Source organism: Gordonibacter pamelaeae 7-10-1-b (genome assembly GCF_000210055.1).
GTDB lineage: Bacteria > Actinomycetota > Coriobacteriia > Coriobacteriales > Eggerthellaceae > Gordonibacter > Gordonibacter pamelaeae.
In genome coordinates this window covers 3,588,235-3,600,288 of sequence record NC_021021.1, presented here as the reverse complement: position 1 = coordinate 3,600,288, position 12,054 = coordinate 3,588,235, and the positions used below count along the sequence as shown (strand labels likewise).

Annotated in this window: 16 protein-coding genes; 4 read left to right on the top strand and 12 right to left on the bottom strand. The window is 57.3% G+C overall.

What is annotated here, in order from left to right; all coding sequences use genetic code 11:
* From GPA_RS16525 to GPA_RS16495, 7 genes are all read right to left on the bottom strand, one after another.
* The coding region (locus tag GPA_RS16525; protein WP_231847683.1) for a type IV secretory system conjugative DNA transfer family protein at positions 1–475 on the bottom strand (475 nt) is incomplete at its 3' end.
* A 134-nt stretch (positions 476–609) separates the two neighbouring features.
* Positions 610–1,200, bottom strand: a complete 591-nt coding sequence (locus GPA_RS16520; RefSeq protein WP_015540593.1) for a hypothetical protein — start codon at positions 1,198–1,200, stop codon at positions 610–612.
* Positions 1,201–1,240: 40 nt separating this feature from the next.
* Positions 1,241–1,441: a helix-turn-helix domain-containing protein gene (locus GPA_RS16515; protein WP_231847682.1), complete on the bottom strand. Its 201-nt coding sequence runs from the start codon at positions 1,439–1,441 to the stop codon at positions 1,241–1,243.
* A gap of 413 nt (positions 1,442–1,854) precedes the next feature.
* Positions 1,855–3,009 carry a hypothetical protein gene (locus GPA_RS17040; RefSeq protein ID WP_015540591.1) on the bottom strand — a complete coding sequence of 385 codons (1,155 nt, stop codon included), beginning with the start codon at positions 3,007–3,009 and terminating at the stop codon, positions 1,855–1,857.
* Positions 3,006–3,524 carry a plasmid mobilization protein gene (locus GPA_RS17035; RefSeq protein WP_015540590.1) on the bottom strand — a complete coding sequence of 173 codons (519 nt, stop codon included), beginning with the start codon at positions 3,522–3,524 and terminating at the stop codon, positions 3,006–3,008. Before GPA_RS17035 ends, GPA_RS17040 begins: the two co-directional genes overlap by 4 nt.
* Positions 3,514–4,626, bottom strand: a complete 1,113-nt coding sequence (locus GPA_RS16500; RefSeq protein ID WP_041239844.1) for a site-specific integrase — start codon at positions 4,624–4,626, stop codon at positions 3,514–3,516. The genes GPA_RS17035 and GPA_RS16500 overlap by 11 nt, the downstream gene beginning before the upstream one ends.
* A complete protein-coding gene (locus GPA_RS16495; RefSeq protein WP_015540589.1) occupies positions 4,598–4,822 on the bottom strand; it encodes a hypothetical protein in 225 nt (74 codons plus the stop codon). The genes GPA_RS16500 and GPA_RS16495 overlap by 29 nt, the downstream gene beginning before the upstream one ends.
* 133 nt (positions 4,823–4,955) lie before the next feature.
* Here GPA_RS16495 and GPA_RS17030 point away from each other — a divergent pair, with 133 nt between their 5' ends.
* Entirely contained in the window at positions 4,956–5,387 is a 432-nt protein-coding gene (locus GPA_RS17030; RefSeq protein WP_015540588.1) for a helix-turn-helix domain-containing protein, read from the top strand.
* Between the two features lie 663 nt (positions 5,388–6,050).
* Here the strand turns inward: GPA_RS17030 and GPA_RS16485 are convergent.
* A complete protein-coding gene (locus GPA_RS16485) occupies positions 6,051–6,245 on the bottom strand; it encodes a hypothetical protein (protein ID WP_015760145.1) in 195 nt (64 codons plus the stop codon).
* 131 nt (positions 6,246–6,376) lie between these two features.
* Here GPA_RS16485 and GPA_RS18555 point away from each other — a divergent pair, with 131 nt between their 5' ends.
* Positions 6,377–6,934, top strand: a complete 558-nt coding sequence (locus GPA_RS18555; protein WP_147274531.1) for a tetratricopeptide repeat protein — start codon at positions 6,377–6,379, stop codon at positions 6,932–6,934.
* Between the two features lie 155 nt (positions 6,935–7,089).
* Here the strand turns inward: GPA_RS18555 and GPA_RS16475 are convergent, their stop codons facing one another.
* The 3 genes from GPA_RS16475 to GPA_RS20720 are packed head-to-tail and all read right to left on the bottom strand — an operon-like array spanning position 7,090 to position 9,057.
* Positions 7,090–8,061 carry a TlpA family protein disulfide reductase gene (locus tag GPA_RS16475; RefSeq protein ID WP_015760146.1) on the bottom strand — a complete coding sequence of 324 codons (972 nt, stop codon included), beginning with the start codon at positions 8,059–8,061 and terminating at the stop codon, positions 7,090–7,092.
* Between the two features lie 29 nt (positions 8,062–8,090).
* The gene (locus GPA_RS16470) at positions 8,091–8,993 is read right to left on the bottom strand and encodes a 4Fe-4S binding protein (RefSeq protein WP_041239843.1); all 903 of its coding nucleotides are present in this window, start codon (positions 8,991–8,993) and stop codon (positions 8,091–8,093) included.
* Positions 8,986–9,057 carry a CD1871A family CXXC motif-containing protein gene (locus tag GPA_RS20720; RefSeq protein ID WP_254179316.1) on the bottom strand — a complete coding sequence of 24 codons (72 nt, stop codon included), beginning with the start codon at positions 9,055–9,057 and terminating at the stop codon, positions 8,986–8,988. The genes GPA_RS16470 and GPA_RS20720 overlap by 8 nt, the downstream gene beginning before the upstream one ends.
* A 165-nt stretch (positions 9,058–9,222) precedes the next feature.
* Here GPA_RS20720 and GPA_RS16460 point away from each other — a divergent pair, with 165 nt between their 5' ends.
* Both GPA_RS16460 and GPA_RS16455 read left to right on the top strand, forming a co-directional pair.
* Entirely contained in the window at positions 9,223–9,897 is a 675-nt protein-coding gene (locus tag GPA_RS16460; protein ID WP_015760149.1) for a response regulator transcription factor, read from the top strand.
* A complete protein-coding gene (locus GPA_RS16455; RefSeq protein WP_015540583.1) occupies positions 9,894–11,033 on the top strand; it encodes a HAMP domain-containing sensor histidine kinase in 1,140 nt (379 codons plus the stop codon). Before GPA_RS16460 ends, GPA_RS16455 begins: the two co-directional genes overlap by 4 nt.
* Positions 11,034–11,168: 135 nt before the next feature.
* Here GPA_RS16455 and GPA_RS16450 read toward each other — a convergent pair whose 3' ends face one another.
* A complete protein-coding gene (locus GPA_RS16450) occupies positions 11,169–11,975 on the bottom strand; it encodes a nucleotidyl transferase AbiEii/AbiGii toxin family protein (RefSeq protein ID WP_015540582.1) in 807 nt (268 codons plus the stop codon).
* Positions 11,976–12,054: the final 79 nt, after the last annotated feature.

Here is a 12,054-nt window from a genome sequence, read left to right as displayed (position 1 = left end):
TCGAGGACTCCATCTTGACCAGGTCGAAGTTGCGGATCCTGTATCCGGCAGACTCGAACATCCAGCCCGTCGAGCCGATCAGCGTGCCCTTTGGGTCGGTGACCAGGTAGCTCGCGTTCATCTGCATCAGCAGCGGCAGGACGTGGCTCCTGGTCTTTCCCGTGCCGGGCGTTCCGACCACGCAGATGTTGCGGTTGCGGTCAGTCTCTAGGTCGAATTCAGGCCTCGAAACCGGGATTCCGATGGAGCTGGTCAGGGGGATGTTCATGTCCGGCTCATCCTGGTTCATGAAGGCCTTGCCCTCGTCGCTGCTGCCCCAGCGAGACGATCCGTGCTCCTCGCCGCGTCGGAACGTCCCGCCTCGAAGCACCTGATGCACCCACAGCCCCCAGACGCCGCATGCCGCCAGCATGCCTGCCAACGGGGCAAGCGTGTTCGCATTCCCGATGCCGCCGCCGGCGATCCATGCCGGCATCTGCAGCAGCGCCTCGACGGGGTCCAGGGAGCCTCCCGGAAGCGCGAGGAGGCTTCCGACGAAGAGGAAGCCTGCGAGGGCTGCGCAGGCTGAGAGAAGGGCGGCCTTCGTCACGGTATGCTTGTCGAAGGGCGTCAACGTCCCCTCGCTTGGTCGATGACCTCGCGGCTGCGGCCGTGGGCGCGCTCGACGAGCTCTGCCGACTTCTTGAACGCCTCGACGCGGTCCTGGAGCGGCTCCTTGTCAGGCTCCTTAAGCACTTCCAGGTCCCTCGCGCCAGAGGCGTGGCCCTTTTCCCTGGAGAGCTGCTGCTCGGCCTTCTTGGCGGCTTGCGTGGTCTCCTGGGCCAGCTCGTCGAAGCACCTGGCGACTTCGGGCGCGTCACCGACCCTGAAGATGAGGTATGACTTTTCGCCCTCGCTGAAGAACTCATGCGAAAGCGCCTCGCGGTCGAGGTTCGCGTCGATGATTTCCTTGATTGTCTCGAACTCGGGGAGGCCCTTGAACTCGTGCAGGTTCAGCTTCGCCCATTCTGTCGCCTCGCTTGCCCGCTCAATGCCTGCGGCTGCTGATTGCCCGTGCCCGATCTCTCCGACGGCGTTCCTGAAGGCCATTGAGACCCGCGCTGCGCTATGGGCCATGGCAGCCTGCCCAGCCTCCTGGCCCAGGCGGAGCATCCAGTCGAAAAGCTTTTCGCCGGACTCGTCCCCGAAGTCGCTTGGCATGGTTCCTCCCTAGATGTGCCGGGACAATTTGTCCCACTCGTCAGCGCTTGTCTTTCCTTTGAGGTCGCGTGGACTCTGGAAGGTCGCCTAGGCCCACGAAGAAGTACTCGGTGAACTCGATCTTGAAAAGCCAGGTAATCTTCACCAGTTCGGTAGCAGACATGGCCACCTCACCGCGCAGCTTCTTCCCGACGCTCGTGTCGCTCAGCCCAAGTCGCCTCGCGAGCTCTGTCGTCGACATGCCGCTTCGGTCCTTGTAACTGTTGATCACTCCCAGGTACTGTCTGGTTATCGGGTCTAGGTGCTCCATCGCTTCCTCCATCACTCACGGCTGCGAGTTGCCGTAGCCGCGGCCCGTGCAGGCCCGGTGATGCTGGGAAGGGTAACGGTGCGCTTCATGTCTGTGGCGAAATCCGTCATGAGGTGACGGGAATCCGTCACGAGGTTTCGAATCAGGCGGTCGCATCGCTTCGGGCAGCCACTTGGCTGAACCCGCGCCTGGGCACAGTAATACAGCCTGTACTCTACAGAAACGCGCTGTCTTGGGTGTCCAATGCATGGGACAGTGGTTGAGAAAGTACCAGTTGAGATTGGATGTTTCAGCAAAGGCGAAACGATAAGGTAAGTCACTGGGACAAATTGTCCCAGCAGCTCCTATCCGGGCCTGAACCTCTCGTCGCGATAGGCTCGGTAGTCGCGCATTGCGTCGCCCATTCGGTCGAATCCGGCACCATAATCCCAAGCCAGAGACCACAGCCGTTGCGCCTCGGGATCCGAATCGCGCCACTCGGTCTCGAGGGCCCGGATCCTTTCCTCCTCCTTGCGGTGCTCCTCTTCTGCGCGCCTTTCGGCAGAGCGACGTTCCGCGCGGGCTCGCTGCTCGCGCCGGTTTTCCAGCGCTGCATCGAGGCTGAGACCCGTGATTGGCCTGTTTGGCTTGAGCCAGGTTGACAAGGTGGCTATGAACCTGGCTTCCGTGCCGGCTTGCTCCTGCTGGATGACGTAGCGCCTGTAGCTGCTTGCCAGGAAGTCCCCGTCGACGCCATGGTCTGAGAGCGAGCCCTGCCATACCCTCCAGGCCTTCTCCTTCGCGCATTGGGAAGCCTTGGAGCCGGGAACCTTCTCCCAGGCCCTCTCGAAGCTCTCGCTTGTTTCCGCCAGCCCTCCGTCCCCCTTGTCGCAAGAAAGTCTTTCTGGCTGGTTGGTTGGATGGTCAGAAGATAATCTCTCGGTAGTCTCTGAGTAATCTTTGTATATGTCTGGCGATTTTTCGCCATACCTATGACGAAATTCCGACATAGGTGTATCGGATTTGGCATCGCCTCCGTCATACCTATGGCGTTTTTTCGCCATAGGGTCCAAGTCGTCTGATTGGTCTGGGTAGGTGAGCTCGAGCACCTGTGCGGGATCTATGGCGATGAACATGACGTTGCCCATCATGCCGGCGCCGCAGTCGACGTTGCGGAACACGCGCCTGACGGCTCCGAGCTCCTCTAGGCGCACCACGGCGTCCTTGGCCTGCCTCTTGCTGAGCCCGAAGTGCTCCGCGAGCCGGTCGTAGCTTCGCTGCAGCAGGTCTGCCGAGAACCTCTTCCGATAGGCGATGATGTCGCCGGTGGCCTCGTCGCGGATCTCGCTCGGGCGATACCAGTAGAGGACGTCGGAGAGGATGTTGATTGCTGCCAGGTCGGCCTTGCCGGAGGCGGTCGTTATCGTCTTGTACCAGGTTGCGGGGATAACGTTGCCGGTAATGGCCATCGTCGCGATGGCGTCTACCGAGGCGTTTCCCGTGAGCTTTCGGGGATTCATTTCAAGTCCTTTTTGAACAGTCCCTTCGTGCTTTCCCTGCGCGTCCCCGGCTTCCGCTTGTCTGCGTCGGCTATGGGCTCCACTTTTTCGGGAACCAGCGGGATCTGCCTCATATCCGGGGCCATGGTCTCGCTGAGGTCTGACAGCTCCATTTCCTCAAGCGTCGATCCTTCGGGGTGATTGTCGATGGCCATGCCCTGTTCGTTCATCTGCGTTAGGACGTCGAGGATGGCCTCCGAAACGTCCAGGAGCCTCGCATTGGCACAAGCACCCGCAGAGATTCTCGACAGCTCGTCTGCGACTCTTCTTGCCTGGATGGCCATGGCTTTCTGAACCCTCGCGGTGGCGAGGACGGTGATCTCGCTGCCCTCCAGCCGGGAGATTATGAAGGCCTGCTTGGTCATTCCGCTGAGCGCGGCGAGCTGGTTTATCCTCTCGTTCTCTTCTTCCGAGACGCGGAAGCCAACTGTGGTGTCTCTCCACCGGCCTTCTCTGTCCAGACTCTTAACGCTCATTATTCTCGCCCCTCGCGTTCATCAGCGCATCGAGGACGTCAGCCATGTTCCTCTGCTGGTTCGGGAATAGATGTGCATAGCGATAGGTGATATGCACACTCTCGTGGCCCATTCTGTCGGCGATGGCGACCGCAGTGAAGCCGAGGTTGATTAGGAGGGACACATGGCTGTGCCTCAAGTCGTGGACGCGGATCTCTTTGACCCCGGCGAGCCTTGCGGCGGTCTTCAGCGTGTTGTTGAGCGCGTACTTCGTGAAGGGGAAGAGACGATCGTCTTCTTTGATGTCGTACTCCATCTCCATGTACTCCTGGAGCTCTTGGGCGAGGAAGCGCGGCAGGGCAATCATCCTCTCTGATTTCTTGGTCTTTGGAGGGCCGATGATGTCCTTTCCGTTGAGGCGGGCGTAGGACTTCGAAACGGTGATGGTCCTGTTCTCGATGTCGATGTCCTTGGCGGTCAGCGCGAGAAGCTCGCCCTCCCTCAATCCGCACCAATAGAGAATCTCGTATGCGTAGAACATCTCGGGGCGGTCGATGACCTGCTCGGAGAACTTCAGGTACTCCTCCGTCGTCCAGAACTTCATCTCCTTCCCCTGCTTTTCACCGACCCTCCCAGCTTTCTGGAGCGGGTTCGAAGGGAGTCCGTAATGCCTTACGGCGTGATTGAGGATGGCGGAGAGCTGGTTCTCGACGGTCCTGATGTACGTCTCCGAGAACTTCTTGCCGTTCTCGTCCTTGGCCCTCAGGAGACCGTTCTGCCAGTCCATGACCTCTTTTGATGTGATATCGACGACCCTCATCTTGCCGAAGAACGGGATGAGCTTCTCGTTGATCATGTACTCCTTGCTGCGCCATGTGGTTTCCCTCAGCCTCGGACGCACGTCCTCCGCATAGACCTTGACAAACTGCTCGAATGTCATGCTCGTGGACCTTGCCTCGTTAGCCAGGAAGTCCCTTTCCCATGCCAGGGCTTTGGTCTTGGTCTTGAAGCCGCGTTTCGTTGAGTCGATCGCTTCGCCATCTCGGTTCGTGTAGTGGAGCTTGACGAGCCAAGTGCCCCTCTTCGCGTCTTTTCTAACGCTCGTGGCCGGCCCTCGTCTCAAGCTCGCTCAGGTCGATTTCGTCGATTCTGCCAAAGAGCCTCTCTTCGTAATAGCTGCGGTTGGTCTTCCCGCGCATCGTGATGCATCCCATCTCGCTCAGCTCATCGTTCAGCATCCTGACGATCTTGTAGGCGTGCTGCATGCTGCATTCCAGGTCTTCGGCCACTTCTTTAGCCGTGATGAGTCTTCCGTCCATCAGTGTGTCCTTTCAATTGATACAAGAACGTATCAGTACTACAGACACGATAACTGATACACTTATGTATCAATGAAATATCACGTCGGGAATCGCCGAAAACCATATTTGGTATTACAAGTCAGGAGGGCGGATGAAGATCGGGGAGAAGATCCATCGCATCAGGAAGGAGCGCGGCTACACCGCCGAGCAGTTCGCCGAGATGCTCGGCATCTCAACTGTGTCATTGCGCAAGTACGAGTACGGAGAGCGAACGCCGAAGGAGCCTATGATTACCGAGATCGCCCGCCGCCTTGGGGTGAACCCTTCATCCCTCAAGTCCGATTGGGGAAACGACGCGAACGATGCGATACACATGCTGTTCGAGCTGGAGGAGGCGTTTTGCCTAGAGCCGATCAAGGTTGGTGACACTGTCGTCTTGACTCTTCCGGAAGACTTGGGCAGCGAGGACCAGGAAGCACTGGCGAGGGCGCTTCGCCAGTGGTATAGGAACAACAGGGATCTGAAGGATAATGAGCTAACGAGGGACGAGTATGTTGCCTGGAAGGACTCCTTCAAGGCCTAGACTCCCTAAATAGAACCGAAAATGGCCTCGTCAGAGGCTGTTTTTATGCCGTGACCCGTTCGTGACCCAAACCGCAAAATAAATGCCCGTAATAACTGATACGTAATCGTATCAGTTTCAAGGTTGTAGATGGCTATCGGGTTGCAGCTATTCAGGCAATGGCGCATTTGCAGGCAATGATACGTATTCGTATCAATTGATATTCTTTGCTGTGTTTGCCAGATTTGACAAAAATTGCAGGTGGAATCGGGTGTTTCAACTTGTTAGCCACCTGCAAGATGACTTCGAAATAACTAAGTTTACGTGGGTCATGCTTTTACATTTTCGTATGACTCACTTCGTGTCAGAATGCAAAAACACCCCTTGAGCAGGTTATTCTCAAGGGGTGTTGTAGGTCACATATTGATACGATACTGTATCAGCTTTTACTCCCACTCAGTGACTAATCCAGTACGGGTGCTGCCGATCCGTGCCGCGTCATACCGCCTAAGGGCTGATTCGTGCGCAATTTAGGCGAATCAGCCCCTTGATTCGCGATTTCGGGAATGACTCAACTGATTCGCGAAATCGCAGGTCGCTCCTTTAATCATTCCCGGGTTTCCGCCAGGATTCGTAGCGGATGGCTTAAAACAGAGTGATTCGGAGACCAACCCGCACATATCGCTATCGCTTCATCTTCTTCAAGTTAGCAAGCTTCCATTGCGCTTCCGGGCTCGCGACAGCGGCTTGGGCGATGGCGCACTCACCGAAGAGGAGCTCGGGGCGGTATTCCCCTTTGGCGAACAAGTCCAAATAGAGTCTCTCGCCGTCCTTTCTAGGCAGGATGTAGGCCGACGTGAGCTCCTCCGCGTCGAGCATCAAGCCTGCTGGCGTCGGCTCTTTATCCCTCGAATGCAGCATCGGTAGCAGCTGGTCTTCGCGCAAATACCTTTGAGCTCCAGCATGGACTGGGCTACAGACTGGGAATTTCATCCGGCAGCGGAGCCTGCATGAACGATTTAGGTGCCCTCTACTATATGGGAGACCTTGTTGAACAGGACTACGCCAAAGCCGCGGAACTCTACGAAATGGCAGCTGACGCAGGTTGTTTCCAGAGCATCATCAACCTCGGTTATATCTACGAGTACGGAAGGACCGGCAAGCCCGACCACACCAAGGCCTATCAGTGGTATTCGCTCGCCGCAGCGCTTGCGCCCTCCAGCGAAGCGGTATACAAACTCGGCGACATGTTCGGCCGCGGTCGCGCTGTGCCGCAAGACAAGTCAAAAGCATACCGTCTGTACGAACGCAGTCTTGAGCTTGCCCGCGACGATGTTGAGTTTGCCCAGCCCGCCATTCGCATAGCCGCTATGCTCATTGACCCCGATGCCCCCTCCTGCGGCATCGACCGTAATCCCCTACGCGCTGACGCTCTATCAGCGCACCGAGATTGGCCTGCGCATCGACATCGCCAACGGCATGACGTATTACACCAAGCGCCTCCGCGAGGCGATCGAAGGCCAAGAGAAGGCCCGCAAGCTCGTCGAAATGGACGATTTTGTGATTGACCGCTAACAACCGCTCACGCGCGTCTTGCCAACATTGGTAATCCGCTCCCGCTCTGAAACCCTTCATGGCAGGAGCGGATTCGCATCTCGAAGAATCGAAAACAAAGAGGCCCCGGGATTCCCGAGACCTCCTCAATATACATAGTTCAGCTTGTTTACTGTTCGCTCTTCGCAATCGCCTGGTCGATAAGCTTGTCAAGCGCCGCGCGCTGCTCGGCGGAGCTGATGGCGCCCATGATGGGCTCCCCTACGATGTTGCCGTTCTGGTCGATAACGTAGGTTGTCGGGAACGAGAACAGATTTGACGTAAACTTGCCGGCCTCGCTATCCGACTTGAACCAGATGTTCTTATATGTCACGCCCTTCTTGCTCAGCACGTCCTTGGCATCTGCAATCTCGTCCTTGTTGCCATCGAGCGTAAAGGAATTGACACCCACGACCTGGCCACCCTTCTCGGCAAGCTCCTTATTCAGGTTCTCAAGATCGCCCAGCTCGCCCACGCACGGCTTGCAAGTAGTAAACCAAAAGTTCATGACGGTGACCTTGTTCTTAGAGAACAGCTCGTCGCTGCTCACGTCGTTGCCGTCCAAGTCCTTGCCCGTAAAGCTGGGGAACTTCGTCGCCTCGCTCGAAGCATCGGCGCCAGCCGTCATGCCAGCGGCCGAAGCGTCGACGCTCTCGCCTGCGCTCGGCGTGCTTCCACAGCCAGGAAACTCCTTTTCCAGGCTCTCGAGCTTGTCCTCGATCTCCTTGATCTGCTGCGCACCGGCCTTGAGCGTCTTCAACTCATCCGCTGCAAACTCATCCTTGGCGCCGTCGATGGTCTTGAGCAGGAAATCGCCATAATTGCTGCCGTCCTCGATCATCGGCGTATCTTTATTGGCGGCAAGAAACACCTTTTCCCACAGCGCATTATCGCTCGAGAGGATATCGTTCTGCTTCTGCATGAGCTTCGCATAGAGCTCGGCGGCCTCGTCGGCGTTGGCCGGCTCTTGCGCAATGAGCTCCGCGATCTTAGGATCGGAGCCCGTAGATTCGCTCGCGTTGCCACCGGGCGCCGAACACGCCACAAGACACAGGGCCAGCACCGGCACCATAAACAGGGCCGCAATCTTAGATAGTTTCATGGTCATTCCTCCGTTTTGTCGAAACTTGCTTACTTTTTATCGGCGGTCAGAGGGAGCTTTTCTTCCGACACATCCAGGCCATAGCGATAGCTGATGGCATCGACGGGACAGGCCCCGATGCACTTTCCGCACCGGATACATTCGGCATGATTGGGTGCGCGGACCACATCGACGTCCATCTGGCAAACCTTTGAACACGTGCCGCACGAGACGCATTTGCATGCATCGACCCGAATCCCCAGTAAGGACACCTTATTCATGAGCGCATAGAATGCGCCGAGCGGGCAAATCCATTTGCAGAAGGGGCGATAGAACAAAACGCTCAGCACCACCACGGCAATGAGAACGAAAAGTTTCCAGGTAAAGAGCTGCCCCAGCGCAGATCGGATTCCAGTATTGACAGCCGCCAGCGGAATGGCGCCCTCGAGCACACCCTGCGGACAGATGTACTTGCAAAAGAACGGGTCGCCCATCCCCACATCGTTGACCACCAGCACGGGCAGCAATACCACGGCAAGCAGCAGCACGCCGTATTTGATATACGTGAGAGGTTTGAGCCTTTTCGTTGAGAGCTTTTTGCAAGGAATCTTGTGGAGCAGCTCCTGCAGCCATCCAAACGGACACAGGAACCCACACACAAAGCGCCCCAGCAACACGCCGAGCAAGATGAGCGTGCCCGTGACGTAATAGGAAAAGCTGAACTTGGACGAGCCCACCACCGACTGAAATGCACCGATAGGACATGCGCCCGCAGCCGCAGGGCACGAATAGCAATTAAGCCCCGGCACGCAAACCGTTTTTTCCGCGCCTTGGTAGATGCCGCCTTTGGCGAAGTTTGGCAGATGGATATTCGTAATGAGCGTTGCTACCGCCTGAATGAATCCGCGAAATCGGGCCAAAATATGCGACGCAGTGTTTTCTCTTTTATCCAATTCCGATACACTCCAAGCACAGCCTAATTGCTTTGGCCAGCACGGCATCCGCCTCGCCACGCATAACGCCAAAGCACACCATGGCAATTCCGACGATCAACAAAGCGACCTGTACCATGGGTTTTACCGCCTTGAACAACCTGACCACTCCTTTCGTTACGCAACCATTGAACCATATCGACCATAAAATCCGTGTTAAGCGCGATTTGAAATGTGCAAGGAGATTGTTATGCGTATTTTAATCGTCGAGGACGAACGAGCTCTATGTGACGCAATCGCGCGCAGCTTGCGAAACTTGGCATACAGCGTCGACTGCTGCCATGATGGGCAGGAGGCGCTCGACCTACTAGGCGTTGAAGTCTTTGACCTCGTGGTACTCGACCTCAACCTTCCCCGTATCGACGGCATGACCGTGCTCAAGGCACTTCGGAAAACCGACCGCGAGACCAAAGTGCTGATTCTGTCCGCACGTGGCAAAGTATTCGATAAAGTCACCGGACTCGATGCCGGCGCCAACGATTACCTCACCAAGCCGTTTCATCTGGACGAGCTCGCGGCGAGAATTCGCAGCCTCACGCTCAGGCGCTTCGCACAAGACAACATAGTTTTAACCTGCGGAAAGCTCAGCTTTGACACCAAGGCGCGCATCGCTTCCGTAGGCGGCGAAGCGCTGTCTCTCACGCGCAAAGAAACGGGAATCTTGGAATACCTGATGCTTAACCAGGGGCGCCCGGTAAGCCAAGAGGAGCTTATCGAGCACGTTTGGGATAGCAGTGTGAACAGCTTTAGCAACGCAACCCGTGTTCATATCTCGTCGCTCAGGAAAAAGCTGCGCAGCGCTTTGGGATACGACCCGATTCGCAATCGGATTGGAGAGGGCTACGTCATGGAGGATAGCGAATGAAAAGGCTTTCGCTGCAATGGCGCATAACGATCATGACGGCACTTCTGACGTGCGCGGCGTGCATGCTGACAAACTGCCTGGTCGGCTATACGGGCATGCGCTACATGGACGCAATTGGCAGTGGCATCTCGGCTCTTAGCACAGCCGACGAAGATACGCCCCAGGCGTTTGACCCAACGAACGTGGCCCTCGATGACGAGGTCACGGTCGTCGTGAATAACGCACAAGAGTCTTTTGGCGCGACCGCCTGGTGCATCACAGCTGGAGTCACGCTGCTTGGTGGCGTGCTGGCATACTTTGTGAGCGGTCGTGCGCTCAAGCCGCTACGGGCTTTTGCCGCTCAAGTAGAGCGCGTGCAGCCTGACAACCTAAGCGAAATCAACCTCAGCGAAGATGTGCCCACCGAACTGCAACGATGCAGCGCCTCATTCAACGATATGATCGGTCGGCTCGACGAAGGGTTCTCCGCACAGCGTCAGTTTACCGGCAACGCCGCACACGAGCTGCGCACCCCGCTCGCCCTTATGCAGGCGCAGATTGAACTGTTCGCCTCCGAGCATCCCACATCGCAACCCCAAACAGCCGAGCTGCTCGGCCTGCTGCAAGAACAAACCGAGCGGATGTCGCGAATGACCAAGGTGCTGCTTGAGATGAGTGAGCTCCACAGCGTTCCCTGCGAGGACGATATTGAGCTTGGCCCCCTGTCCGAAGAAGTCCTCACCGACCTTGCTCCGCTTGCCGAGCATAAAGACATCGTCCTCAATTGCAGTGGAGGCGCTCTGATAATCGGAAGCGACACGCTCCTCTATCGGCTGGTGTTTAACCTGGTCGAAAATGCCATCCGTTACAGCCGCCCCGGCTCCACTGTCAACGTCTCCATCTGCGACAACGACAGTCACGTGTTCCTGCGAGTCGAAGATCAGGGCCCGGGAATACCCAAGCAGTACCGTGAGAGCATCTTCCAGCCGTTCTTTCGCCTGGATAAATCCCGCAGCAGGGCATACGGCGGCGCAGGACTCGGGCTAGCGCTTGTTTGGGAGATTGCAGCGCTGCACGGCGGCACGGTTGAGGTCGAAGCAAGTTCCGAGAACGGGACCACCATGCTCACGACCCTTCCAAAACGGACCGCAGCGTAAACCAGCCATTAAAAGGAAAGGGTCCCGTGCACGTTTGAACTGCCTCCCATTTCTTGAACACGAGAAATGGGAGGTTTTTGGACTGGTCAAGGTTTCTTGGACGGAAAAATAAGCTTCTTCAGGCAACATCTCGCTCTAGGTCGCACGGGGCGTTATAGCCGATCGATGAGCGCATCCTCTGCCTGCTGTAGTAGAGCTCGATGTATTTGAACGCGTCCTGCTTCGCCTCCCCCTCGTCTTGTGGCCTTCCGCATAGGGTGATGCCGAGACGTAAGAGGACCAGATGCCCCGCATCATATCGGATCTTCTGACCTCGCCGAGCACGGCCTCGTAGTCGCCCATCGTGCCGAGTGAACCGCGCCTGGAGGCGGTGGCGACAACGGCTTCGTGCAGGGAATCCCGATTTATTTCGCCCGCCTTCAAACGGAGCAAAGTGTGGATGTCGTAGTAGTCGCGGCCACGCGTGTTGGCGATTCCCCGGGAAACGACAGTCTCGAGCTTTTCGGCCAACACGGTTTCGAGCGGGTACGAGAGCACCCTGACCGAGCCCTCCTCGAACATCAGCGGGTAGCGGTACTCGATGCGCCCGGGCACTATCTCGTCTTCGGTCGTGATGTCGATCTTCACGGGAGCGTCTATCTTGCCGTACCTCGCGCGCAGGTGCGCGCGCCAGTTCGCGTACTCGTCGCCCTCGCGGATGGGCTCGATCCGCTCGAAGGAGTATTCCATGCCGTCGGCGACGTCCACGGCGCAGATGGCGGCGACGGCCTCGCTCACCGTGCCTTCGTCCATATCCATGCCTATCACCGTCGTGTCCATGTCCATGGTGGTCCTCTGGGCGACGCCGGTCATCGAGGAGATGAGGAGGCCGCCCTTCAGAACGAACGCCTCGGCGTAGCCGCTCTTTCCGAGCCGCACCAAAAGATGCTCGAACAGGTACATTTGCAGGAGCTCCTGGGGCTTCAGGTTGCTTTTTTGGCCAGGGCCTTAATTTTGCCCTTGAGGCTTGCATCGCTCCTCA

Coding starts and splice junctions, on each gene's coding strand:
- GPA_RS16460 (WP_015760149.1), top strand. CDS start 9,223: ATGCGTATTTTAATCGTCGAGGACGAACGAGCTCTATGTGACGCAATC.
- GPA_RS16485 (WP_015760145.1), bottom strand. CDS start 6,245: ATGCTCGACGCGGAGGAGCTCACGTCGGCCTACATCCTGCCTAGAAAG.
- GPA_RS17035 (WP_015540590.1), bottom strand. CDS start 3,524: ATGAGCGTTAAGAGTCTGGACAGAGAAGGCCGGTGGAGAGACACCACA.
- GPA_RS16495 (WP_015540589.1), bottom strand. CDS start 4,822: ATGGACGGAAGACTCATCACGGCTAAAGAAGTGGCCGAAGACCTGGAA.
- GPA_RS16450 (WP_015540582.1), bottom strand. CDS start 11,975: ATGTACCTGTTCGAGCATCTTTTGGTGCGGCTCGGAAAGAGCGGCTAC.
- GPA_RS18555 (WP_147274531.1), top strand. CDS start 6,377: ATGAACGATTTAGGTGCCCTCTACTATATGGGAGACCTTGTTGAACAG.
- GPA_RS17030 (WP_015540588.1), top strand. CDS start 4,956: ATGAAGATCGGGGAGAAGATCCATCGCATCAGGAAGGAGCGCGGCTAC.
- GPA_RS16475 (WP_015760146.1), bottom strand. CDS start 8,061: ATGAAACTATCTAAGATTGCGGCCCTGTTTATGGTGCCGGTGCTGGCC.
- GPA_RS17040 (WP_015540591.1), bottom strand. CDS start 3,009: ATGAATCCCCGAAAGCTCACGGGAAACGCCTCGGTAGACGCCATCGCG.
- GPA_RS16455 (WP_015540583.1), top strand. CDS start 9,894: ATGAAAAGGCTTTCGCTGCAATGGCGCATAACGATCATGACGGCACTT.
- GPA_RS16515 (WP_231847682.1), bottom strand. CDS start 1,441: ATGTCGACGACAGAGCTCGCGAGGCGACTTGGGCTGAGCGACACGAGC.
- GPA_RS16520 (WP_015540593.1), bottom strand. CDS start 1,200: ATGCCAAGCGACTTCGGGGACGAGTCCGGCGAAAAGCTTTTCGACTGG.